23 protein-coding genes are annotated in these 25,944 nt (G+C 41.7%); 4 read left to right on the top strand and 19 right to left on the bottom strand.

Annotation, left to right across the window (positions count from 1 at the left end; all coding sequences use genetic code 11):
- The first annotated feature begins 29 nt into the window (after positions 1-29).
- The gene (locus AC0L46_RS14425) at positions 30-704 is read left to right on the top strand and encodes a DUF3108 domain-containing protein (RefSeq protein WP_473504569.1); all 675 of its coding nucleotides are present in this window, start codon (positions 30-32) and stop codon (positions 702-704) included.
- A 28-nt stretch (positions 705-732) separates the two neighbouring features.
- Here the strand turns inward: AC0L46_RS14425 and mobA are convergent, their stop codons facing one another.
- From mobA to AC0L46_RS14355, 14 genes are all read right to left on the bottom strand, one after another.
- On the bottom strand, positions 733-1,308 hold the full coding sequence (mobA, locus tag AC0L46_RS14420; RefSeq protein ID WP_473504567.1) for a molybdenum cofactor guanylyltransferase: 576 nt from the start codon (positions 1,306-1,308) through the stop codon (positions 733-735).
- 10 nt (positions 1,309-1,318) lie between these two features.
- Positions 1,319-2,317 (bottom strand): glycosyl transferase family protein, encoded by a 999-nt coding sequence (locus tag AC0L46_RS14415; protein ID WP_473504565.1) that lies wholly within the window; start codon positions 2,315-2,317, stop codon positions 1,319-1,321.
- Positions 2,314-4,989, bottom strand: coding sequence for a nitrate reductase (locus AC0L46_RS14410; RefSeq protein ID WP_473504563.1), 2,676 nt, complete (start codon positions 4,987-4,989; stop codon positions 2,314-2,316). The genes AC0L46_RS14415 and AC0L46_RS14410 overlap by 4 nt, the downstream gene beginning before the upstream one ends.
- 287 nt (positions 4,990-5,276) lie before the next feature.
- On the bottom strand, positions 5,277-5,612 hold the full coding sequence (gene nirD / locus AC0L46_RS14405; protein ID WP_473504561.1) for a nitrite reductase small subunit NirD: 336 nt from the start codon (positions 5,610-5,612) through the stop codon (positions 5,277-5,279).
- A gap of 4 nt (positions 5,613-5,616) precedes the next feature.
- Positions 5,617-8,175, bottom strand: a complete 2,559-nt coding sequence (gene nirB / locus AC0L46_RS14400) for a nitrite reductase large subunit NirB (protein ID WP_473504559.1) — start codon at positions 8,173-8,175, stop codon at positions 5,617-5,619.
- 44 nt (positions 8,176-8,219) lie between these two features.
- Entirely contained in the window at positions 8,220-9,473 is a 1,254-nt protein-coding gene (locus AC0L46_RS14395; protein ID WP_473504557.1) for an NAD(P)/FAD-dependent oxidoreductase, read from the bottom strand.
- Positions 9,454-10,299, bottom strand: a complete 846-nt coding sequence (locus AC0L46_RS14390) for an ABC transporter ATP-binding protein (protein ID WP_414680082.1) — start codon at positions 10,297-10,299, stop codon at positions 9,454-9,456. Before AC0L46_RS14390 ends, AC0L46_RS14395 begins: the two co-directional genes overlap by 20 nt.
- A 34-nt stretch (positions 10,300-10,333) precedes the next feature.
- Entirely contained in the window at positions 10,334-11,305 is a 972-nt protein-coding gene (locus AC0L46_RS14385) for an ABC transporter permease (protein ID WP_347983879.1), read from the bottom strand.
- A gap of 65 nt (positions 11,306-11,370) precedes the next feature.
- Positions 11,371-12,780 (bottom strand): CmpA/NrtA family ABC transporter substrate-binding protein, encoded by a 1,410-nt coding sequence (locus AC0L46_RS14380; protein ID WP_414680083.1) that lies wholly within the window; start codon positions 12,778-12,780, stop codon positions 11,371-11,373.
- Between the two features lie 325 nt (positions 12,781-13,105).
- Complete coding sequence (locus tag AC0L46_RS14375; RefSeq protein WP_473504554.1) at positions 13,106-14,296, bottom strand: CmpA/NrtA family ABC transporter substrate-binding protein; 1,191 nt, start codon at positions 14,294-14,296, stop codon at positions 13,106-13,108.
- Positions 14,293-14,898, bottom strand: coding sequence for an ANTAR domain-containing response regulator (locus AC0L46_RS14370; protein WP_414680085.1), 606 nt, complete (start codon positions 14,896-14,898; stop codon positions 14,293-14,295). Before AC0L46_RS14370 ends, AC0L46_RS14375 begins: the two co-directional genes overlap by 4 nt.
- 211 nt (positions 14,899-15,109) lie before the next feature.
- The gene (locus AC0L46_RS14365) at positions 15,110-15,730 is read right to left on the bottom strand and encodes a response regulator transcription factor (protein ID WP_473504551.1); all 621 of its coding nucleotides are present in this window, start codon (positions 15,728-15,730) and stop codon (positions 15,110-15,112) included.
- 111 nt (positions 15,731-15,841) lie between these two features.
- Positions 15,842-17,173, bottom strand: coding sequence for an HlyD family type I secretion periplasmic adaptor subunit (locus tag AC0L46_RS14360; protein WP_414680087.1), 1,332 nt, complete (start codon positions 17,171-17,173; stop codon positions 15,842-15,844).
- Positions 17,174-17,175: 2 nt separating this feature from the next.
- A complete protein-coding gene (locus AC0L46_RS14355; protein WP_473504549.1) occupies positions 17,176-19,464 on the bottom strand; it encodes a type I secretion system permease/ATPase in 2,289 nt (762 codons plus the stop codon).
- 138 nt (positions 19,465-19,602) lie between these two features.
- Here AC0L46_RS14355 and AC0L46_RS14350 point away from each other — a divergent pair, with 138 nt between their 5' ends.
- Entirely contained in the window at positions 19,603-19,962 is a 360-nt protein-coding gene (locus AC0L46_RS14350; RefSeq protein WP_473504547.1) for a hypothetical protein, read from the top strand.
- A 28-nt stretch (positions 19,963-19,990) separates the two neighbouring features.
- Here the strand turns inward: AC0L46_RS14350 and AC0L46_RS14345 are convergent, their stop codons facing one another.
- Genes AC0L46_RS14345 through AC0L46_RS14325 form a run of 5 tightly spaced genes read right to left on the bottom strand, consistent with a single transcriptional unit; the run spans position 19,991 to position 24,329 of the window.
- Positions 19,991-21,943, bottom strand: a complete 1,953-nt coding sequence (locus tag AC0L46_RS14345) for a bifunctional diguanylate cyclase/phosphodiesterase (protein ID WP_473504545.1) — start codon at positions 21,941-21,943, stop codon at positions 19,991-19,993.
- A gap of 10 nt (positions 21,944-21,953) precedes the next feature.
- Positions 21,954-22,631 carry a transglutaminase-like cysteine peptidase gene (locus AC0L46_RS14340; protein WP_473504543.1) on the bottom strand — a complete coding sequence of 226 codons (678 nt, stop codon included), beginning with the start codon at positions 22,629-22,631 and terminating at the stop codon, positions 21,954-21,956.
- 19 nt (positions 22,632-22,650) lie between these two features.
- Entirely contained in the window at positions 22,651-22,944 is a 294-nt protein-coding gene (locus AC0L46_RS14335) for a DUF1244 domain-containing protein (protein WP_414680092.1), read from the bottom strand.
- A gap of 26 nt (positions 22,945-22,970) precedes the next feature.
- On the bottom strand, positions 22,971-23,576 hold the full coding sequence (locus tag AC0L46_RS14330; RefSeq protein WP_473504541.1) for a tRNA-uridine aminocarboxypropyltransferase: 606 nt from the start codon (positions 23,574-23,576) through the stop codon (positions 22,971-22,973).
- 27 nt (positions 23,577-23,603) lie between these two features.
- Complete coding sequence (locus tag AC0L46_RS14325) at positions 23,604-24,329, bottom strand: pyridoxine 5'-phosphate synthase (protein ID WP_473504539.1); 726 nt, start codon at positions 24,327-24,329, stop codon at positions 23,604-23,606.
- 146 nt (positions 24,330-24,475) lie between these two features.
- On the opposite strand from AC0L46_RS14325, the gene AC0L46_RS14320 reads away from it, so the two are divergent.
- Together AC0L46_RS14320 and AC0L46_RS14315 are read left to right on the top strand one after the other, a co-directional pair.
- The gene (locus tag AC0L46_RS14320) at positions 24,476-25,150 is read left to right on the top strand and encodes a DNA-3-methyladenine glycosylase I (RefSeq protein WP_473504537.1); all 675 of its coding nucleotides are present in this window, start codon (positions 24,476-24,478) and stop codon (positions 25,148-25,150) included.
- Between the two features lie 37 nt (positions 25,151-25,187).
- Positions 25,188-25,823 (top strand): DsbA family oxidoreductase, encoded by a 636-nt coding sequence (locus AC0L46_RS14315; protein ID WP_473504535.1) that lies wholly within the window; start codon positions 25,188-25,190, stop codon positions 25,821-25,823.
- Positions 25,824-25,944: the final 121 nt, after the last annotated feature.

Raw genomic sequence — 25,944 nt, 5'->3', positions numbered from 1 at the left:
AAATTTCAATCTATATAATTGGCCTTTTTATGAGTGTTCTTTCTACCACTACCTTCTCTTCTGAGGCAGCCAACGATGCCTTTCTTTTACCTTATTCTGCTACCTACAGCACCATTTGGAAAAAAGGCATCAGCCTCAAAGTAGAAGGGACACAAACCTTATCAAAAAAATCCAATAACCTTTGGCAGTTTGTGTTTTCAGCCGACAATATGTTTGCCTCACTGAATGAAGTTTCCAATTTTTACGTCGAAAACCACCAAATAATCCCAACAAAATACCAATACAAAAGTGTCGCACTTGGTAAAAAGCGAACAGCAACGCTGACGTTTGATTGGGAAAAAATGCTGGTTCGAAACGACATAAAAGATAAACCTTGGAATCTTGCAATCAACCCAGATACCCTAGACAAACTTTCCATACAACTGCAAATCCGACAAGATCTGAAGATAGGCAAAAGCGAGTTTGATTACCAAGTAGCCGATGGCGGCCGTATTAAAAACTGGATCTTCGAGCGCAGTAGCTTAGAAACCATAGACACCAAACTTGGCAAAGTATCGACAATTAAAGTTATTCGAACGGACAACTTAGCGAAAGGTAAACAAACTTCATTTTGGTTTGCTCCAAAATTTGACTACTTACTTGTTAAGCTAGAACACAAGGAAGATGGTGAGTCTTATCGCCTAAACATAGAATCTGTTAAATAACGCTTTCATCAATAAAACATCACCAGATTTAGAATAAAGAGGCTGGCGTGTTTACATTTAAAAAATCGTTATCTTTATCCCAAAATACACTCTTACAGCCAAACATTTCATAAAAAGCCATCACATTGTACTTCCCTGCCCCATCAAAAAAGCCTTTTAATTTATCTAGGGCAGATTGAACAGGCAAAATTGCATGCAATGGCTGATTACCAGACGCTCCTGCTAAATAATGAATTTTATCTGGAGATATGCGACTTGCCTCTATAAGCGCCATAAAAGCGCGCTCTGTAATACGAGGTGTATCACACGGTGAAACAAGTAAATGAGAAGAATCGGCTCGCATCAAACAAGCCAATAAACCAGAAAGAGGCCCTTTCTCAGAATAAGCCTGATGATCCGAAACAACCTCGAAACCTAATGCTAAATATTCTTCTACATGCCGATTGGCATTCACAAAGACAGAGCCAGAAATGGACTTTAATGCACGAGCAATCGGCATGATCATAGGTTCATTCTGAAAAAGCAGAAGTCCTTTATCTTGACCTCCCATTCGAGTGCCTTTTCCACCGGCCAATACGGCGCTAGATAGAGATGTAAGTGCCATAAAAGCTCATTTAAATTAGTTTAGAAACCCAACTTTTGTCGCGTTTAGACCAGATATCATCGGCTAAGCTTAAACACTCTTCGTGAGAGGCAATTCCGAACATAAGTCCAGCAACAGAAGCAAGTGTTTGACGAACTGCTTGCTCTCCAAACTGATCCACCTGCAACCCACTCCAGTGATCCGTCAGACGAGTTAGATCTAAATTATGCTTAAGACGCTTATGTTCCTTCTCAGCCTTAGACCAACTCGTCCAACTAGCAACCCCTTTCTGCCATTTCCATAAGGTTACTTCCCTTTCTGGGTTCACCTCGGCTTCACCATTACCACCTCGAAATACCAAGACAGAAGGATCATTTAATTGCTCACAAGCTGAGATATGCAATACATCATAACCACGATGGAAGACACCATGTACACTATGATCAGCTTGAAATGGATTCATCATGCGTACCACTGTATTAACTGGTGACCGCAACCCCAATGTGTATTTCAAGTCCATCATGTCACTTAAGGTAGAATCGATACTTTCAAGAGAGATATACGCAAAACCAGTTTCATCAACCTTCTTCTTTACTTCCTGACGAGTATGGGAAATGGGCAAGCCTAAACGTCTAATAGCTTCATTTACAAATATTCTTTCTTCACCTTCAAATGCATGACCATGCATCACTACCTTCTTTCCATAATTTGCCAAAGCAAGCGCAGCAAGCAAAAACCAAGGTAACTCATTACGCTTACCAGCATATGCAGGCCAATCAAGATCTACGTGAAATTCTAACGGATCTTTTTCTGATAAAAACTGACGTGTGGCCTCAGTAAACCCAACCGTTTCTTCCACTGTTTCTTCACGTATACGAATCAGCATCCAAAAAGCACCTAGCTGCTCTGGTTCAACTTTGCCATTTAAAATAAGAGACATTGCATGATCTGCCTCTTCAGTAGTCAAGCTACGAGAGCCTTTTTTACCGCGCCCTAAAATTTTCACATACTGTGTAAACGCATTACTCATGCAGAAAGCTCCGTTATGGTAGGGATAAAGTGTTTGAGTTCAGGAATACAGGAGCCACAATTTGTTCCGCATTTTAATAATGAACCGAGCTCTTCGACTGAACAAACACCATCAGTAATTGCTTGTTCTATTTGCTTTTTACCGACTTGAAAACAAGTACATATTATAGCGCCTTTATCTTCAACATTCGCTGGCAATCCGACTAATATCGCCATACGATCCAACTCAGATAAAGGTTCTTGCTCTGCTAATTTTGATTCTAACCAATCACACGAAATGGATTCAGGTGTCGGATGCAAATACGCAACAAGAGAAAGCTTTTTATCCTGAATATACGCCAGCCTAATTTGCTCTGTAACAGGGTTAGTATATTCCAGCCACTCGCCTGTTGACGCACCATTCTGATTTAACAAAGCCTGAATCGAAGACACATTTTCGCCAATTGGCCACACCACTTCGTAATGATAGCCATGCTCAGATGGCACATAACACCAATAAGTGAAATCCAGTTCTTCAAGCGGCTCTGAAGATACAACCACACCATAAGAAACATCTTTTACAGCTTCAAGTTTAACTTGCGCATGTTTCGATTCCGGCTGCCCTGACAGAGGATCAACTACTTGAGGAATAAGGTTTGACACAACAGATGCATTGGAAAATTGTTGCGTCCAATGGATTGGCGCAAAAACATTCCCCGGAGCCACGCCTCGACTTACTTTTGCCTTCAACAAAGCTTCCCCATGCGAAGAAGTAAGGCGCACAAGCGTTTTGTCTTCAATACCAAGCGCTCTTGCATCTCTTGGATGAATTTCTACATAAGGCTGGTCAGTGTGTTTGGTTAATAAAGCCGCATCGCCTGTTCGTGTCATGGTGTGCCATTGATCACGAACACGTCCTGTATTAAGCGTGAATGGCCATTCCTGAGAAAACTGATTAACAGGCAACTGAGGCACAATAGGAACAAATTTAGCTCGATTATCTGGCGTAAAGAATCGACCATCTTCGAACATACGAGCCGTTCCTTCTGGTCGCCCTTTTGGAACAGGCCATTGCACAGGAACTAAAGCATCATATTCTTCTTTTGTCATTTGACTAAAGTGGCCAATATCAAAATCGCGTTTGCCATTATTTTCAAAAGCCGATAGCGCCGCGTGCTCAACAAAGATTTCATGAACATTTCGATAAGAAAACGCTGACTGATATCCCAAGCTTTTCGCCACTTCACAAATCGCCCACCAATCATGTTTGGCTTCACCTGGCGCCGGCAAAAGACCGCGTTGGCGTGAGATTCTTCTTTCTGAATTTGTCACTGTGCCATTTTTCTCACTCCAACCTGTTGCCGGAAATAAGACATCTGCCATCGCAGTGGTATCAGTATGCGCCTTGCAATCACTGACAATGACCAACTCACACTTTTCTAACGCTCTTCTCACTTGAGCCGTATCTGGCAAACTCACCATGGGATTAGTCGACATAATCCAAACCACTTTTACCTTACCTTCTTCCATGGCTTGAAATAAGTCGACGGCTTTTAAACCGTTTTCTGTTGCCATATTTGGTGCTTGCCAAAAACGCTGAACCAATGACTGAGCACCTGGCGTAGCGAAATCCATATGTGCAGCTAACTGATTCGCTAATCCGCCCACTTCTCGTCCGCCCATCGCATTCGGTTGACCTGTAATCGAAAACGGTCCAGCACCTTCCTTTCCAATACGCCCAGTTGCTAAATGGCAATTAATAATCGCATTACATTTATCGACACCCGATGAAGACTGGTTCACACCTTGAGAATAAAAAGTCACCGTTTTTGCCGTTCCTGTCCACCAGCTTGCCAATAAACTTAAATCTTTTTCACTTACTCCAGAGAATTCCGCCGCTGAAGCCAAAGTCGGTGTTGACTCATTCGCCTGATTTAGAGCCTCTTTAAAACCATTGGTATGACGAGAAATAAAACCTTGATCAAGCACATTCGCCTGAACAGAGTGCTGTAACAAATAAGAGAAGATCGCCGCATCGCTGCCAGGCTTAATCCCCAAGTGCAAATCTGCAATATCACAAGTGGCCGTCTCTCTTGGATCAATCACCACCACTTTCATGTTAGGGCGTTGCTTTTTAGCTTCTGCAATACGCTGGAATAAAATTGGATGCGTCCAAGCCGCATTAGAGCCCACCATGATTAACAAATCACATAACTCTAAGTCTTCATAATTACAGGGAACAGTATCAGAGCCAAAAGCACGCTTATAGCCCACAACCGCTGACGCCATACACAATCGAGAGTTGGTATCGACATTAGCCGTTCCAATGAAACCTTTGGCTAACTTATTCGCCACATAATAATCTTCTGTCAAAATCTGCCCAGAAAGGTAAAAGCCAAAAGCATCAGGGCCATGTTCCTTCACCACTTGAGCAATTTTTTCACTGACAGTCTCAACCGCTGTTTGCCAAGCAACAGACTCACCGTTCACCATAGGAGTCAACAATCTATCGTCAGATTGAATGGTTTGCGCAAGACTACTGCCTTTCACGCACAGACGACCAAAGTTAGCAGGATGATCACGATCTCCAGACACAGGCTCAACAGGGTCAGTCGCGGCATTTGGTACAGTAAAATTCACCCCGCACCCTACGCCACAATATGGACAAGTCGTTTTCTCAATTCGTGCTGTCATGATCATTCCTCAAACCCATTATCCAAAAACAAAAAAAGGCCCAACCGCTTTTCTGGAAAAGCAGTTGGGCCTCGTTGCCTTTTGTAATATCTGATTGCTTTATGTGTAAACCTTCGTCGACTTACGGTGCATCAGTTACTTTGTATAAAGCAATAACCAAGCCAATTTTGATAAAAGGCATTAAATCCATGTATTCGTTACCAATTCCCTATAAATGGACAAGTTACCTTTTACTGACACTATAAGACCTCAAAGCCTTCGCACCAAAACAATGCAACCTATGCGTATTAAGGCTCAGAAATGTACACCTCATCTCCTTCTAGTTTCGCTTTCCAGTAAGGAATTCGAACCGCGTCGTCTTCCAGACAGTCTCCAGAAGACAACACAAAGTGTTGTTTATACAAAGGACTAGCAACCGTCCAATTACCTTGGAGGTGAGCAACTAAACCGCGAGACAAAACGTTCGCCTTGCCGAATGGATCCCAATTACCGATAGCAAACACCTTATCATCAGACTCAGGAATATAAAAAAGTGCCACTTGCTGACCATCGACCATAGCCGCTACCCCAGCACCTCTAATAAGATCACCTTGTTTACAAACTAATTTCCATTGTGATGCCATCTTATTAACCCACCTTCGCAATCAATTCTAACTTTTCTTTTTCTGTCGCAGGGCGAATTTGATCACGCTCTTCAACGAAAACAACATTGTCATCAACACCATCATAGTTAACAAACTGACGGAATGTTTTCAGTGCTTCTGGATCTTCCAATGTTGTTTTCCACTCACACTGGAAGGTATCAACAACATAATTCATCGCCGCATCCAGCTCGTCACACATACCTAATTTATCTTCTATAACCACTTCTTTTAGATACTCTAGACCGCCTTCAAGACCATCCATCCAAACCGAAGTTCGCTGTAGTCGATCCGCGGTTTTTGTGTAGAACATGAGTACGCGATCAATGTATTTAATGAGTGTTTCGTCATCTAAGTCTGTAGCAAATAAGTCGCCGTGACGAGGTTTCATACCACCGTTACCACAGACATAAAGATTCCAACCGCCTTCTGTTGCAATAACACCAATGTCTTTACTTTGCGCTTCTGCACATTCACGAGTACAACCAGACACAGCAAATTTAATCTTATGAGGAGAGCGCAAACCTTTGTAACGGTTCTCTAAATCAACCGCCATGGTCATACTGTCATTCACACCATAACGACACCAAGTACTACCAACACAAGACTTAACAGTTCGTAATGACTTACCATAGGCTTGACCCGTCTCAAACCCCGCAGCGACTAACTTACCCCAGATTTCTGGCAATTGAGGTAAAGTCGCACCAAATAAATCAATACGCTGACCACCTGTAATCTTGGTGTACAACTTATATTCTTTAGCCACTTCACCAAGCACAATCAATTTTTCTGGTGTAATTTCACCGCCTGGAATACGAGGAACGATAGAATAAGTACCGTCTTTCTGCATGTTACCTAGGAAGCGGTCATTAGTGTCTTGCAGGATAATGTGTTCTTTTTTCAGAACATATTCGTTCCAAACACTGGCTAAGATAGAGCCAACTGCTGGCTTACATATTTCACAACCGTGGCCTTTGCCGTGTTTTTCTAATAACTCGTCAAAGCTTTTGATCTTGCCTATTTTGATGATGTTATATAAATCCTGACGCGTGTAGGCAAAGTGTTCACAAATATCTGTACTGACTTCAACCCCTAGCGCAAGCAGTTCATTGTCGACTACCTTTTTTAACAAAGCTGCACAGCCACCACAACCCGTTCCGGCTTTTGTCACTCCTTTCACATCACCAACAGACAAAGCACCACCACAGACAGCATCGCTGATATCTTGCTTCGATACGTTGTGACAACTACAAATTGACGCTGTCGCTGGCAAAGCATCAACACCCAATGCAGCAGGTGCGCCATCCATTGCTGGTAAAATCAAAGACTGCGCTTGTTCAGGCAGATCAATCGCATTCAAATAGTATTGCAACAAGGTATCGTAATAGCTGTTGTCACCGACTAGCACCGCGCCTAACAGTTTTTTACCGTCTTCTGAGACAACCATTTTACGATAGCTTTGGCTCAACTCATCTTGATAAACAAAAACTTTGCAGCCTTGTGAAGTGCCATGAGCATCACCCACCGATCCCACATCACAACCAAGCAGCTTCAACTTGGTACTCATATCTGCGCCAGTAAATGACAAGCCAGCATCGCCCATCAAATGGCCTGCCGCCGCTTTCGCCATGGTATAACCTGGTGCAACTAAACCAAAGATTCGGTTATTCCAAAGCGCACACTCACCAATCGAGTAAATATCTGCATCGCTGGTTTGGCATTGGTTATTAATAGTGATACCGCCACGCTCGCCCATTTCTAGACCAGACTGTTTCGCCAATGCGTCTTGAGGTCGAATACCTGCAGAGAACAAAATCAAATCTGTTTCAAGGTGTGTGCCATCGGCAAAATTCATGCGATGGAAAGCCGCTTCTCCATCGACAATTTCTTGTGTCGCTGTGTCGGTATAAACCTTCACACCTAAGGCTTCGATCATTCCTTTCAGAACACTACCGCCCTTTTCATCTAGCTGAACAGGCATAAGTCGAGGAGCAAACTCCACAACGCTGGTTTCTAACCCTAGATTCTTTAAGGCGTTCGCAGCTTCCAAACCTAACAAACCACCACCAACAACCGTGCCACGAGTCACTTTCTTGGCACAATCTCTAATGGCATCTAAGTCTTCTAATGTTCGATAAACAAAGGTGTTATCACGTTTGTGACCCGGAATTGGCGGAACAAAAGGATAAGAGCCCGTGGCCAAAACAAGCTTGTCATACGGTAATGAATCACCATTTTGCAAGAGTAGTGTTTTGGTTTCGCGATCAATCTCGGTGACAAGACTGTTTGTAAAATAACGAACGCCATTGTCGTCATATAGCGTACCGTCCGTCATAGCCAAATCAGCTGCGCCTTTACCGGTAAAATACTCACTGAGATGCACACGGTCATAGGCTAAATGTGGCTCTTCACCAAATACCGTAATATGAAAAGTTTCGTGACCACCTTGGGCAATAATTTGTTCAACAAAATGGTGGCCGACCATGCCATTCCCCACTACAACAAGACGTGGTTTATTGGCCGATAGAGGTATATTAGATGTCATCGTGTTCCCCTTGCTTTTAACTAGCAACGTCTAAAACCGCTTAATTAGGCAACTTTTGGGCAGCAATATGCTTCCCCAAACACCAGTAGTTCAAGCATGTCAGAGACATTAGTTTTGTTTTGAATTAGCTGGAAATACCAGCTCCCATCGGCAACGTTGCCATAAAGAATTGCCCCAACTAATACGCCATCGTTGACGATCAGTTTGCGGTAATGATTGGCTCCTACATCTTTAAAGAAGATGCACGAGTCTTCCGGATCGGCTTGAATCTTCCCGACTGAAAAAAGATTCACACCAGATACTTTTAATTTGGTTGGCGTTGGTTCAATTGAAAAGCTGGCGTCTTTGTCATTCAGCACACTGATTAGCACTTTTATCTGATCCCAAATAGGAGCTACCAGACCAAAAGTTTGCTGGTCAAATTCACAGCATTCGCCTAATGCAAAAACATCTCGATGGGACGTCTGCATTTTTTCATCCACTACAATCGCTTGATTAGTTTTTAAACCTGCCGACTTTGCCAAAGCTATTTCTGGTGAAATTCCTGCTGCCATAACAACTAAGTCAGCCGCCATTCGCTCACCATCCGCGCGCACAACCTGATTAACGAGACCGTTTTCTGATTGAATAAAAGAAGATGGCGATTCCCCCAGACGAAACTCAATTCCCATCTGCTCTAACCGGCTACGTAACAAAGCAGCAGATTCAGCGTCTAGCTGTCGGTTCAATAACCATTTTGAGCGATGAAAAACAGTCACTTTATGACCTCGCTTAACCAGTCCAACAGCCGCTTCTAATCCCAGCAAGCCGCCACCAATCACGCAAACAGACTGATTGTCTTGAAGGCTCGCCATAACGTTGACATCGCTCCAGGTACGAAAGCCCATCACATTTGACGCCTTCGCCCCATCGATAGGTAAGATTCTTGCTCGTGAACCTGTTGCCATAATCAATTTGTCATAGCCAATGGCTTTAGCGCTGGCCAAACAAACCACTTTCGCCTCAAGGTCAATGCTCTCAACCCCATCACCAGCAATAATAGACACACCTTCTTGCTGCATTTTTGCCGTGTCCACCAAAGACATTTCATGATCCGAGATGTCTTTGGCTAACAAGGAAGACAACATGATTCGGTTGTATCCAACCTGAGCTTCTTCACCAATCAAGGTAATAGAATAATTCGCATTTTTTTGCTGCATCAAATCAAACGCCAGCTTGCTGCCTGCCATTCCAGCACCAACAATAACAATGCGAACGCAGCCTGCCTGACGCATATTATTAAGCGCTCGCCGCTGCATTTGTGTCTGCTGTTTTTTTCGCTTTCGCAGCAGAAATAGGCTCAACTTTGCGCTGTTTTTCATATAGGAAAGTCAGTACTTGTGCACGGTAATCGACATATTTAGGGTCATTAGCCAATGCCAATCTGTCTCGTGGACGCTCTAAATCCACATGAAGAATTTCGCCTATGGTCGCCTCTGGACCATTCGTCATCATGACTATACGATCAGACAGTAAGACAGCTTCATCAACATCATGAGTAATCATAATGACGGTGTTATTTAGGTCTTTTTGAATTTCCATCAAAGAGTCTTGAAGGTGTGCTCGCGTTAAAGCATCCAGTGCACCAAAAGGTTCATCCATTAATAAAACACTTGGCTCCATTGCCAACGCACGCGCAATACCTACACGCTGCTTCATACCACCTGAAATTTCATCAGGGCGTTTGTCTGCCGCATGAGTCATATGCACAAGCTCTAGGTTGTGCATAATCCATTCATGCATTTCTTTTTTAGATTTTGTCTTCTTGAAAACCTGCTTAACCGCCAATTCAACATTTTGGTATGACGTCAACCAAGGTAACAATGAGTGGTTTTGGAAAACAACCGCACGCTCTGGACCTGGGCCTTTTACCTCTTTTCCATCGAGTAAAATACCGCCTTCGGTTGCATCATAAAGACCGGCAACAATATTCAGAACAGTAGATTTACCACAACCAGAGTGACCAATCAGGGAAACAAATTCCCCTTTATTAATTTTTAAACTGACATTATCAAGCGCTTTAAACGAACCTTTTGGGGTTGGAAACTCGATAGAAACTTTACTGATATCCAAATGGGTTGACATATTTCTCTCCTACTTAGCCTTATCTAGTTAACCATTAACGTAATACTTGTGTTTTATCCCAAGAGACAAAACGCTGAACTACAAGCATGGCTCGGTCTAATAAAAATCCGATAAAACCAATCATCAACACCGCCACCATAATTCGCCCTAGCGAGTTTGAACTACCGTTTTGGAATTCATCCCAAACAAACTTACCTAAACCTGGATTTTGAGCCAGCATCTCTGCTGCGATAAGAACCATCCAAGCAATACCTAAAGACAAACGAAGTCCGGTAAACATCAATGGGATAGCAGAAGGGATAACAATCTTGATGACATGAGTCATCCAATTCAGGCGCAATACTTTTGACACGTTTAACAAGTCTTTCTCTACCGCTGCCACACCAACGGCCGTGTTAATCAAAGTCGGCCACATGCAACATAACGTCACCGTAAACATGGAGGTTAGGAAAGATTTCGAAAACATTGGGTCGTCCGTAACATAGGTCGCACTCACAACCATGGTAACCAAAGGCAACCAGGCAAGCGGTGAAACCGGTTTGAATACTTGAATAACCGGATTAAGAGCACTGTAAACTGAACTATTAAGACCAATTAAAATACCAAGTGGAATGGCGATAAGACTCGCTAATCCAAAACCTGCCAATACGGTATAAAGGCTTGTAAATATTTGATCAAAAAAGGTGGGCTTACCTGTGTAATCTCTTAACTTACCAACATAGCTAGGATCTTTCGCTTGGCGCGCTTCTATACGTTTTTCTTGGCGCTCGTAAAACGCTTCTTCCTTAACTCGTTCGTTTTGATGTTCAGCCACAAGGCTATTCCATTGCTCGTATACAACAGATGGCCCAGGGAACTCCCCTAAAGAAGTATGAACTCGGCTTGCACCAACCTGCCATAACGAAATAAAAACCAAAATCCCAAAAAGAGGAAGTAACAAGCTTTTCAATGAAATGCTTTCTACTTTGTCTTTCAATGACGCTATGGATAAGCTCGGTATATTCATATTTCTCTCTCACTCTGTTTAACAAAATAAGACAGCCTGACTGACTGCCTTATTATTCGCTTTACTTATATTTGGTCGTCGCCTTTCAAACCAATTTCAAAGCTTTTCAAGTAATCATTTGGTTTTTTACCGTCATAAGTAACACCATCGATAAAGTCACTTTGCGGCGCTTTGAAGCCATCTTCTGTTTCAAAATCTGGAAACTCAGATGCCACCATCAAACCATCTTCGATCAAGGCGTTGGCCGCTTGAGCATAAATGTCTGGACGGTACACTTCTTTCGCTACGTTCATGAACCATTCATCTGATTTAGGCTCTGCAATTTGTCCCCAACGACGCATTTGAGTCAGGTACCAGATCGCATCACTGTAGTAAGGGTAAGTTGCGTTATGACGGAAAAATACGTTGAAGTCAGGCACTTCGCGCTTGTCGCCTTTTTCATACTCAAAGGTCCCTGTCATACTGTTAGCAATAACGTCGTAATCGGCACCGACATAATCACTACGAGACAATATTTCTACTGCTTCAGGACGGTTAGCATTGTTATTTTCATCCAACCATTTCGCTGCACGAATCATGGCTTTTACAACACGAATGTGTGTATTGGGATATTCTTCTGCCCAATCACCACTCACACCAAATACTTTCTCTGGGTTGTTTTTCCAGATTTCGTAATCGGTAATAACTGGAACACCAATACCTTTAAATACTGCTTGCTGGTTCCAAGGTTCACCCACGCAGTAACCGTGAATGGTTCCGGCTTCCATTGTTGCTGGCATTTGCGGTGGCGGTGTTACTGACAACAAGGCATCTGCATCAATCTGACCACTTGTGTCGCCTTTCGCTGGCGCATAGTAACCAGGATGAATACCACCAGCTGCTAACCAATAACGTAATTCATAGTTGTGAGTAGAAACAGGAAACACCATTCCCATTTTGAAAGGTTTACCCTCTGCCTTATAACCATCGATAACAGGTTTTAAAGCACTGGCACTAATTGGATGAACAGGCTTTCCATCTGGTCCATTTGGAATGTTCTTTTTCATCTCAGCCCAAACATCATTGGAAACTGTGATGCCGTTACCATTCAAATCCATACTGAAAGCCGTCACGATATGAGCTTCGGTTCCGTAACCAATCGTCGCACCCAAAGGCTGACCCGCCAACATATGAGCACCATCCAACTGACCATCAATCACTCGGTCTAATAGTACTTTCCAGTTTGCTTGTGCTTCTAACGTGACATACAAACCTTCATCTTCGAAATAGCCTTTTTCATATGCAATTGCTAATGGAGCCATATCGGTTAATTTAATAAACCCAAACTTCAGCTCTTCTTTTTCTGGGTAACCAAGCTCAGCATGAGCAACCCCAGACAAAAGTGCAGATCCAACCAATAAAGAGACACTGGCTTTCTTAGTTGAACGTACTAATTCCGGCAAAGATAAAACCGTTTTCAAAGATCTCATACTCATAACTATGCTCCACTTGAGAAACGTAAAAAACAAAAAAAGGCGCATGCGAATCACAATTAATGTGTCCACAGGCGCCTTTGCCATTCATAAACAGCTCTACATTGAACTGCTAATAATGTGGGTGACAGTTAGGCATCGTTGCCAACTTCACCAAAATTTTATTAAAACTTGATATATAAATAGAAAGCACTTTATATGCCAAAAACCACAAGCTATTGATATACAACGCTTTTTAAAGAATTAAAGCGAAAAACATGCAGCTTTTAATAAAAAAAGCACTAAACCGTGCTCATTTCTTACGCACTCCGCACCATAAAAAGACACGTTATTCACTAAAGCCTTTCAAAATACCTTCCGGGTGCAAAGAAACATTTCCTGTCGATACAGCTTCTAACCAATTGGGCTCTGCTGAAGAACTTAAACGCCAAGAATCATCTTTCTCTACATCAAGTCCTAACGCTTTATAATAAAGGTCTTTGCGATACACTTGCTCAGCCACTTCATTCAATGAAGGAACCTCTTCTAGTTGCTGCCAACGGTGCATTTGCGCCATCACCCACAACGCGTAATTTGGTAATGGCTTATTAATCTCACTTCCAGAAAATCGCTGATAAGCTTCCATCGGCCAATCGAATTGACCTTTAGGCTTAATCGCACTAAAGCCGTAAACCAATTGTTCAACTGTACTGTTTAAATAATCCGGATGGCTTAATATCTCTAATAGCTCGGTTTGATTTTCCGCTTCATCTACCCAAGCACATGCTTTTTCTAACGCTCTAATAATGGCTAAATGAGCTGATTCATTCTGCTCCGCCCACAAGGAGTTCACACCAAATACTTTCTCCGGCGTACTTCCCCAAATTTCATAACCTGTCACCAACATATGACCTACGCCCTGTTCAACAGCAAGGCTATTCCAAGGCTCACCCACACAATAACCATCTATCTCACCTGACTTAAGTGCATCGAGCATTTTCACTGGTGGCACAACAGTAATTTGTACATCTTCATCTGGGTTAATACCTACACGGCTCAACCAATCTCGTAATTGATAATTATGCGATGAATAAGGATATACAATCGCAAAACGCAGAGGTGTATCTTGCCTGTCTCGATTATCAATCAGTTTTTTGAGCGCTGCCCCCGTACGAATGTCTGCAGCTGACTCAGAATAATGCTGAAGCTGATCATAAAGAGCATTACCAATGGTGATACCATTTCCGTTATGGCTTACAGTAAAGCTGGTTTGCATCGCTTTTTTGATGGTACCTATTCCTAACGTGGCTGCTATCGGCATAGAAGCCAACATATGAGCACCATCAAGTACATTAAACGCGACTTTGTCACGAATACTCGCCCAAGATGCCTCTTTAGAGAGCTCCACATCGACACTCTCCGAAGCGAAAAAGCCCTTCTCTTTTGCGATAACAAAAGGAGCGCAATCTATTAATGGAATAAATCCAATACGAACAGTCCCGTTATGCAAAGGTGTCGTATTCTCTTGTTTTTGACTCACTTTGCACCTCCCATGAGTTCCATTACCGATATAATGTTACGCGCGACATCTGTCATACGTTGGCTGCGGTCCATGGCTAACTTTCTTAATGCTTTGTAGGCGGCGGGTTCATCACATTGCTGATGTTTCATAATTAAACCTTTCGCTTTATCAATAAGTTTTCTGTCTTCTAATTGGCTTTTAACTGTTTCCAGTTCCGACCTTAAGGCATGAAATTCACGAAACCTCGCAATAGCAACTTGCAACAGTGCTTTGACACTTCCGCTATTAACACCATCAACTACATATGCACTGACACCAGCTCTGATGGCTGCCTCAACATGTCGGGAGTCATCTTCTTCGGCAAACATAACAATTGGACGAGGGTTATCTTGAGTAAGGCGAGACATATTTTCCAATATATCTCGATCAGGAGATTCAATATCAATAATAACCATATCAGGTTGATATTGATTAACGGCTTCCGTTAGGTTTTTGGCATTTTCAAGACGCCTAATGACACGATAGCCACTGTCTGTCATTGCTTGCTCTACAATAGCTGCTCGGGCAGGCTCATTATCAACAAGCATGACGGTTAACTCTTTCTCTGGGGGCGCAGACATAGTGCACTCTCTTAAAAAATATAAAAATATACTTTTATATACTGCAAGATATGCGCCATTTTAAAGCCTAAAAAGAAAGACAATATTTCATAAAATCCCTGTATTAACAGGGATATATAAAAAATAAAGGGAGAAATAGAAATCTAAAGAAAATAAAAGACCCAATTTGGTGCAAGAGATTTAAGCTGAAGTTCCAAATTGGGGTGCGCTGTTATTGGTTTTGAGCTAGCAAAGCCAAAGCTAATCTGTCTTTTGTATTGGTTTTTTTGAAGATAGATGTCAAATGAGCTTTTACTGTTCGTTCTGTAATCCCCATCTCATTTGCTATATCTCTATTTGACAATCCTTGAGCAACTAATTGCGTCACACTTAACTCTCTATCAGATAGCCCCTCAAGCTCACTTTCATAAACAGCATTGGCAGCAGACTGCGAAATCAATTGTTGAATAAAAGCTTTTCCACCCCAAATTTCTCCGGAATCAACAACCGACAAAACCAGAGACAATTGTTCTTCACCAATATAAGGAGCACACTGGCCACTAACACCAACAGAAAAAAGTCTTAATGCGGCCGCTTGACTCGATTGATTAGGAAAAACAATGACTTTCTGATGTGGAAACTCTGCACGCAAAGCAACGACATCCTCTACATTTTTCGCAAACCCATCATCTGCTAAGTAAATAAAGCAATAATGAAAATCTGTGGATAGGCTTTGTAATGATCGACGAACTTCTTCTCCACTTTTAACTCGAAATAAATCTACATTGGTATTAACTATTTGATTCCAATGTGTCCATACGGCGTCATCTGTATTCCAACATAATATTTTCAAAGCAGATCTCGTTGTGTTATCAGTTCCAACTAAAATGATTCTAACCAGTAGAAAGCATTGCCATTGTTAACATTTGTTACAGCTTAAGAATTACAAATTCTATTTTTGTAATTATCTTTCTCTAAGGGCGTTATTCTTGGCTTTCAATATTGGTTTCAATAGGTAATCAAGTAAGGTCTTCTTACCCGTAATAATGTCTACAGTAGATTGCATACCTGGAATAATAGAGAGTTTTGAATCATCGCTTCCTAAATAGTTTTTATCTGTTCTCACGCGAACAAGGTAAAAACTGTTTCCTTCTTCATCCAAAATTGTATCCGCACTGATGTTTTCAACCACACCATTTAAACCACCAAAAATAGCGAAGTCATAAGCAGAAAGCTTAACAACCGCATTAAACCCAGGTTGAATGAAACCAATGTTTTCTGGTCGAACTTTCGCCTCAATCAATAGAGAATCTTCAATTGGAACAATTTCCATCATATTGACGCCCGGCTTAATAACACCACCAACCGTATTGGTTTGGATTTGTTTTACAATTCCTTTAACTGGTGATCGTACCTGAGTTCTCGATACCTTATCCTCAAGTGATACAGTGTTTTCTCTTAATTGATCCAACTTACTTCGTACACTGGTTAACTCTTCTTGTGCTTCCGTTCGAAACTGCGCATCACTTTCCGCTAATTTACTTTGTGCTTCTTTAAGTGCAGAACCTGCTCGAGGAATAGCCAACTCCGTCGCTTCTAAATCCCCTTTAAGCTGATTCACTTCCCTTTCAAGTTGAAGCAATTCCACTCTAGAAACGGCACCTTGCTCAAACGCAGGGCGAGTCAAATCTAACTCTTCCTTTGAAAAGGCATAACTTTGTCTTAAGTTGTCTAGCTTCGCTTGCAATTCAACTATTTCTTGTTTCTTTTGCTCTATTTGCTGCTGAAAACTCACCTGATTCGTTCGCAACGACTCTATTTTGTTCTTGTATAAGTCCAGTTCTCGCGTGACAACTAAGGGATATTGCTCTAACGCATCTTGGTCAAATTCTGGCTCAACACCGTAAGATTCAGCTTGAAGTCGAGTTGCTCTAACCTGCAAGTTAATATATTCGGCTTGTCGTTCACGCAAAGTAGAGAGTGCTTCTGTATTCTCAATTGTCATCAAGATTTGGCCTTTTTCCACCACTTGGCCAACTTGTGCATTAATCTCTTTTAGAATACCACCTTCAAGGTTTTGGATTTGCTGTACTTGGCTCGAAGGAATAACCGTACCCTCTCCAACCGTCACTTCATCTAATGAGGTGTAATTCGCCCAAACAAGCGCAACTGCGATAAAGATAAAAATAACCCAGAGAATAATGCGCCCACCTCTAGGGGTTCTAAGCATAAGAGCCGCATTACGGTCTGTTAAATACTCTAAGTCATTTTGAGATATTTGATTTTTGTTACTCATTATTAACTAACCTTCAACTTGCCTTGACGGAGCGCTTCATGCACTTGTGCTTTTGGACCATCCGCAATGAGTCGACCATTGTCCATAACAATAATGCGATCAACCATATCCAGCATAGAGGCTTTGTGTGTAATCAAAATAAGAGTCTTGTCCTTTACCGTTTCCATTAAACGACGCTTCATTCGTGACTCTGTCGTATTATCCATTGAGGCGGTTGGCTCGTCTAAAATCAAAATTGGTGGGTCAAACAAAAGCGCTCGAGCAATCGCAATACTTTGCCTTTGGCCTCCAGAAAGCAATGCACCACGCTCACCAACGATGCTGTCTAGTCCGCTTGGCTTACGGTTAGCGAACTCCGAAACACCTGATAAATCGGACGCTCGAATGATGGCATCGTCTTCCATATATGGAACACCCATCACAATATTGTCTTTAATTGAACCATAGAATAGATTGACGTCTTGAGAAACAGAGCCAATGTTGCGACGCAAATCTGTTGGGTTTACTTGTCGAATATCTACACCATCAATACGTATTGCTCCACTGCTTGGTGTATACAAGCCAGTCATCAACTTACCTAATGTGGATTTACCCGAACCAATACGCCCAATAATCGCAACCTTCTCACCTTGTCGGATATTAATATTAACGTCCGTAACCGCAGCTTGCTCTTGGTCAGGGTAAGAAAAATTAATGGCTTCAAACTGGAAGTCACCCTTGAACACTGGACGATGTACAAACTTAACATCATCTGGGTTTTCTACCGGTGAAGACATAATTTCATTCAATGAACTGAAAGCAGATTTCGCCTGATTGTAACGTGTTGCCAAGCTCGCCACTTGCGCCATAGGACCAAGCGCTCGTCCAGTTAACATAACGGAAGCAACTAGCGCCCCCATACTCATTAGGCCTTCTGAAATCTGGTAAACCCCAACAATAACAATAATAACTGTGGTCAATTGTTGAGCAACCATAGCAAATGCAGAGCAAGACTGAGACAGCTGACGAGTTTTCACTCCCCAATCAGCAATGTTACCGACAGCGTTCTCCCATTGAGTCTGGAAAACACCCTCAGCATTATTCAGTTTTACACTTTCTGCGTTATAAAGACTTTCGATAAGAACCGCATTCTTTTGTGATGCCGTTTTCTGACTTTCTTCTATTGAGCGACGTAGTGGAATTTGAACAATCAAGCTATACAAGATAATCAGAGCAATGGTGATGATCGGAATGTAACCCACAGGGCCACCGATCAGCCAAATCACACCAATGATCAAAAACATAAAAGGAATATCAACCAAAGTAGTAATGGACGCCGATGTGATAAAGTCGCGAATACTTTCAAATTCTTGGAGGTTCTTTGCAAAAGCACCAACAGACTTAGGCCGCGAGGCCATCGTGATATTACTCACCCGAGAAAAGATAGAAGCCGAGATAAGAATATCTGATTTTTTTCCTGCAATATCAATAAAGTAAGATCGTAAACTACGCAACAAGAAGTCAAATAGATAAACTACGGAAGCACCAATTGCTAAAACCCAAAGAGTGTCAAACGCATTATTTGGTACAACTCGATCATAAACATTCATCACGAACAGCGGGCTAGCCACAGCAAAAATGTTAATGAGCAGAGAGGCAATAAACACATCTCGATATATGCGCCAAGAGCCTGCAATAGTTCCCCAGAACCAATGTCCTTTTTTACGCTCAGTTTCATCAGCTTTTGTCGAACGCTTGTCGAATTGATACAAAGGACGAACAAAAAAGCTATAACCAGTAAAAGAAGACTCCAGTTCCTCTAAAGAAAGGATCACCTCACCTTCACCAGATTCTGGACGAAAAATTTTTGCCGTTTTTTTAGCTCGATCAATTTCCAATAAAACACAAGCCTGCTTATCCTTTAGCAGTAGGACAGCAGGCAAAACCATATCTGGGATTTTGTTTAAAGGTCGTTTAACAAAACGAGTACTGATGCCGATACGCTTAGCCGCACGCTGAAATAGTTCAGGCGTCATTGCGTTATCAGTAATAGGTAATCCAGCGGCAATACTGTCTGCCGTATAAGGGTTATGGAAATATTTACTTAGTAACACCAAGCAATCCAAAAGCGGGTTTGGATATTCCAAAGAAGCACTCTGCATATCCCATTGATCTGCAGCTTTTGCTAACTCTTCTTGATCTGGCGTGGTCTTTTCCGTTTCGCCTTGGGCATTCATGACTTTATCTTTTTCATAAGAATCATTTCCTACAGGTGACGAAGAGTTCTGTTCTGGTTGATCAGAGTCAGACATACTCTATATTCTCCTAAACTACCGAAAGTCTTATTTACAAACCAATCTATAATGTATCTGTCTAGAATAGTGTTTATTAAGTAATATAGAAAGCTCACTAAGGCATGAAATACAAATTTACACACTGAGGATACCATAATGCTATACGCAAAAGTGAACGATGAAGGCGTTATCATTGACGTTTCAGCATCTCAAACGGATGAATATCACCTACTGGTCGCTCCAAATGAGCCAGCCGTTGCGGCGATATTAGAAAAGAAATTCACCTCAGAAAACACCAGCACCCAACAAATATTAGCCAATTCCGATAACGATATGATGCGTATCATCGAGGATTTAATCGACCTCTTAACGGAAAAGCGTCTTATCCAATTTACTGAACTTCCTCTGGCTGCCCAGAAAAAATTATTGGGTAGAAAATGGGTTCGCCGTGTTCACAATGGTGAAGACGATCTAATGATAGAGAACCAAAACACTGATGGAGACTCTTTGATATAAAAAGAGCCTCCAGGCAACAGATTAGCGGTTACATTTCTTGAGCTCGGCCGACGCAATAGCCTTGAGCTCCAGCAACATCAAAACGAGCCAATGCTTTCAATTGCTTGTCATGCTCTACACCTGTCGCAATGACATCAATATTCAAGCTACTAAACACCTTACATAAAGTGTGCATGAAGAAGGATTCAGACTCTTTACCCGCTGCCATACGCGTATAAGAAGAATCAATTTTCACATAATCTGGCATCAACATTTGCAAATATTGGAAAGCAGAAATTTGCTTCCCAACATTATCAATACCAAACACAACGTTATGCTTTTTCAATAGATCGGCTAACACTTGAGTCTGCGACTCTTCAGCCAAAACACTTTGCTCCGATATTTCAAAGATCAATTTGTTCTTAACACCCTCTTCGGTCTGACTTAGCACCTTATCCAACCACGAAATAAATTCTGGTTTAGCATAGGATGAAGCAGACAAATTAATGGCCAAAGGCTTCTCTAAATTTCTAGATTTAATAAAGTCAATCACCCGTTCAATAATGACTCGGTCTAGCTGATCACATAGATCAAACTGATTCGCTAAGCCAATAAAATACCCAGCGTGGTAATTTTTCCCTTCATATTCCAACCCAATAAAGACTTCTTCATGAAGCACCTCAGGGGTTGATTGATTGATTGAAGCCACTTTTTGCTTTTTAAGACTAAAAGAACGATGGAGTATTGTATTTTCAATAATTCCCTTCCATTTCGTCCGATTGATAGCCACACTTTGAGCCCCCTGAAGCCCTAAGACTTTGGCAGTGTTAATCCCTTGTCGCTTGGCTTCACGTAACGCCTCATCCGCCTGAGACATAGCATTAGATCGATCCACACTCCCATCGATAATAACCGCACCAATATTAGCAACAGACTCAGAATAACTGATCTCTGCGGTATGAAGCTCCATTAACTCGCCCATGATTTCAGACACGATCAGCTCAAGCTGACTACGACCAAAATTAGGAATTAACAAGACAAAATCTGCACCAGATAGACGAGCCAAAGTGGCAAAGCTAGATACTGCCGATACCTTTTTAGACAATATCTCAGCCGCAGATTGAATGAAAAGGTCTGCAGACTCATACCCTTGTTCGTTATTAAGTTTTGCCAAATCAGCAAGACTAATCAGTGCTAACGCATCAAAACCGCGTTCCCGTTCAGAAAAGTGCGATTTCATTTGGCTCTCAAAAAAGTGCCTGTTACCTAATCCACTCACAGGATCTTTAAAGGCTTTGGATTGTAACCACTGGGCCGTTTCCACTTCAGCAGCAAACTCTTTTTCTAACTTTTCAGCCATTCTGTTCATAGAAAGAACGACAGACCTAAGCTCACGAGTTTTGGGCACATTAAGCATTTTTACAAAACGCCTTTGCTGTATCGCTTCGGCTTGTTTTTCTAGCTCAACCAAAGGCTTAAATAAATAGCGTAGAGCAATACTTCCCAACACAAGCGTTATGGAACCTATGATAAAGAAGGAAATCAGCAAATCTCGAGTGGCTAGCCAAAGCTGATGGTATCCATAACCAGCACTGCCTGTAATATAAACCTGACCCAATTCACTCCAGCCGTTTGAAATAACGGCTTTCGCAACAGGCACTCTGAAATCAATCAGCTTCACAAACCATGTAGGAACACCATCAACAGTGACCGAATTTGAACGAGCAATATTTCTGTCACCATCGTAAACATGTATCCGTACTTCAGAAAAGTAGCCGCTATCAAACACAGCATTGATACTACTTTCAACTGAGGCGTAGTCTTCAAAAGCCATAAAATCAGAAACTGACATGCTCAATGACGTTGCTGAATCTTGTGTTGTCGATTCCAGCTGCCCGATCAAATAGCCCTTTGTTGTATTGAAGTTAATGCCCATAACAACCACAAGCATTAATGAAAAGATGGCTATAATCGTCATCATTAACTGGCGGAACAGCGTCATCTAGGTTCTCCTAATTGGTAATCGTATTAAGTCGATCATTTAAATCTGTCCACAAGCTCAATCGTGATGAGCCCCCTACTAGCACACCACGCCCTTTTTCTTTAGATAACCATAAGTTTTCAGCATTAAAGGAATAGATAGGTAATAAATCATTACGTCTGGACGCAGGTTTCAATTCTTTATCGATATTATCTAACAAGACAGGAATGGAAGTCGGTTTATGATAATAAGCAAGTACCATATGATGCTGATTCAAGGTTAAAGCTTTAACATAAACCAAACGCAACTGTTCGTCAGGCACGCCCAACTCACGAAGAGTAAAGTATTTTGCAATTGTGAAGTCTTCACAGTCGCCAGCCTGCATACCTAGAAACTCAATCGGTGTTGCCCAATAATCTTCTTTCGCCCATAAAATATCATCATCAACAAATTCCATCTGATTAAAGAAGTTATTTACCTTAGTTAACTTCTCAACGACAGAAAGAGATCGACTCTCTTCAATAAGTCGACGCCACGCCAAAACGCGCTTTTCCGCATTAGGCCCATAAACCAGTCCTGCTTGTTTGGCTAACTTTTGATATTTGCTTGAAACGTCAGCGTACAACCACCACTGCGGTACAAGAAAGACAATCAGAAGTATCAAAACAAAACGATTTGCACCTCTAAAAAAGCCCAAAAACGAATTCAATCGTTTTCTCACTTTATCATTACTTTTTAGACTGAAACTTTGCATCAAATGCAGCTAACTGTTCAGGCGTTGCTTTTGGCTGATACTTTGCTTTCCAGTCGTCATAAGGCTCGCCATAAACATATTCACGAGCTGCATCATAATCTATAGATACGCCTCGCTGCTCGGCTTCCGCCATGTACCATTTACTTAAACAGTTACGGCAGAAGCCTGCTAAATTCATTAAATCAATATTTTGAACGGATTTATTATCATCTAAGTGCTTCAAAAGACGACGAAGTACAGCGGCTTCAATTTCTGTTTGATTATTCATGCATTCAATCTCTTTATTTAAAATCATTAATGACCATTGTTATGGCGATGTTCCGCAGGCTGCTTTCGCCACTGCCAATCTTGCGCAACAACCATGAAGTCACGTAAAGGCTGCATATTCGCTTCCGTGATTTGCTCAACAATATAAGCACAGGCTTCTAAAGTAGAAACTGATACATCATTAGGCGACTTACGAATAGCATATTTTCCTTCTGGCGGCTGTAAAAATGTCATCGCTCTAAAGCTATTTAACAATGGCTCGGTGAAATACATCTTCTTGGCTTTTCGCCATGTTGCATCCAGTAAAATTACGCCTTCAATTTGCGCCAAGTCATCTCGACTCATGGATTCAACAGCAACAGCGTCGTCACAAGGAAACACCAATCGCCACTTACTTACTTCTAATTCAGACAAACTAGCTTCTAGGAGGTTCCGATTGTCGATAGAAATACATTCTACTGATGACAATCCCAAGCGCAGTAATGCAACCGTATTCTTAGCATGTTTAGCTTCTTTAGGGTCCTGTATAACCAACACTTTTAATGTTGTTTCCAGTTTAGGAATCCATCGGCAAACACACTGCTCAACTAAAAAACGGCAACCATGACAACGAGCTCGCTTATCTACCTTCATAACCCAGACCAACCTAATTCATATAGGTTAGACGAGTTTTTCAAGATACGCTTTAACCACATTGTCCCAACCAAGATCCAATGCTTCGACGGTTAACGCATGCCCAATTGAAACTTCCATAATTCGACCAGGTTCACATAACGCCTGAACATTATTTAAATCCAAATCATGCCCTGCATTAACGGCTAAACCAACGTCTAAAGCAGCTTGTGCTGTATCTTGGTAATTTTCAAGAACACCTTCAAAACCCGCTTTACCAAATGCATTGGCATACTCTTCGGTATATAACTCAACGCGGTCTGCACCAATTTCTTTTGCTAACGCCATGTTCTCAGGGTCAGGATCCATAAACAAAACAACTCGAATCCCTTTTGCTTTTAGCTTAGCAATCACTGGGCGCAAAGCATCTTGATCACGAGCAATATTCCATCCATGATCGGATGTCAGTTGGTTTGGATCATCAGGAACCAGCGTACACTGGTCTGGCTCAACTTCCAAAACCACTTCTAAAAACTTCGCATCAGGGAAGCCTTCAATATTTAGCTCTGCACCAGGAAAACGCTTGAGTAGTTCTTTTATGTCATACGCATCTTGATAAGTTGCATGGCGCTGGTCCGGTCTTGGGTGAATCGTAATACCGAATGCGCCTAACTTAAGAGTACGCTCCGCCATATCCACCATATTTGGGTAATCTCTTCCTCGAGAATTACGGAGCAAGCCAATTTTATTCAGATTTACGCTTAAATGTGTCATTCCACTTATCTCGGTTAGGTCATTTGCGAGCATTATAAGACAAATCAACCATTTCAATCACTAAAATACCAAACAAGATACTCCCTTCATCCATCCTATAAAGGAAGGCTTATGTTAAACTGCGCCCAACAAAATAGGAGTCCAAGATGCAATACGAACTCTTTCAATCAATTTATGACCGTGCCGCGCTGCGACATGGTGGACCAAAACACCTTGAACAAAGGCTTGCTCGTCCATTAAGTTCAATAGAATTAGAGCAGCATACAGATGACAGATGGCTAGCGGCTTTTTCACAAAAAGTTTTCCAATCTGGCATCAGTTGGCAAGTGGTACGAAATAAATGGCCAGGCTTTGAAGAGGTGTTCTTTCAATTCGACATTGAAAAGATGCTTCTAATTCATGATGAGATGTGGGAAGAAAAAGCCAAAGACACTCGAATCATAAGACACCTTGGCAAAGTTATGACCATTAGAGAAAACGCTTTAATGATCAGTGACTGCCAAGCAAAACATGGTTCTTTTGCTCGCTTTATTGCAGATTGGCCTAGTGACAACATTATTGGCTTGTGGGCTTATTTAAAGAAACATGGCGCTCGCCTAGGCGGAAATACTGGCCCTTATACACTGCGAGCAATGGGTAAGGACTCGTTCTTACTCACTAAAGATGTTGAAGGCTATCTGCGTTTAAATGAAATCATTAGCACTGGAAGGGACACTCAATCCGCCTTAAAAGCCACTCAAGAAGCATTTAATCATTGGCACAAAGAAAGTGGTCGTTCTTATACAGAAATCAGCCAGTGCATCGCTTTAAGCGTTAACTAACAACTTATTATTTATTAGAAATCATGCAGGAGAAGACATGGCCGATCTACGCATCGACATAATTTCAGATGTAATATGCCCTTGGTGTTACTTAGGCTATTCACGCCTCAAACAAGCCATCGAGCAACTAGGTGATGATTATCGTATCGACATCCGCTGGCAGCCTTTTGAATTACACCCAGACATGCCGATAGAAGGCGCAGATCGTGATACTTACCTTGGGGAAAAATTTGGCAGCCCAGAAAAGCTTAATGAAGCGACTCATGCCCTGCAACAAGTTGGCATTGATGCAGGCATTCAATTTAACTTTTCAGAAAAAGATCGAGTGCCAAACACCAAACTAGCACATCAATTTGTACTTGCGGCCACAAAAGCAAATTTAGCAACACCTTTTGTTCTTGCTTTATTTCACGCTTATTTTACCGACGGCAAAGACATAGGATTACAAAGCGTGCTTAAAGACGCAGCACTGAGTGTCGGTATGCAAGAAGTAGATGTTGAATACGCTTTAAGCGAAAAAGCCAAAACCATTACAGAAAAGAAGCTCACACATTTACGTGGCTTAGAAATCAATTCAGCTCCAACATATGTCATTAATGATAAATACATGATTCATGGCGCCCATGATCCAGAATCATTCTTAAAAGTGCTTACGGACATTGCCCAAAAGTAGCAATAAATAAACCCCTTCTCTTTGTCTCTCAATGGATAGGATTAAGTCTTTTTACTTTCTCCTATCAACTCTCTTTATAAAAACTATTAAATACCCAAAATAGATAAATTTATATCTGTTG

This window comes from Marinomonas sp. 15G6-16 (genome assembly GCF_055809555.1).
Note: the sequence above shows the minus strand (reverse complement) of the source record. Positions and strands in the feature narration are given on the sequence as shown.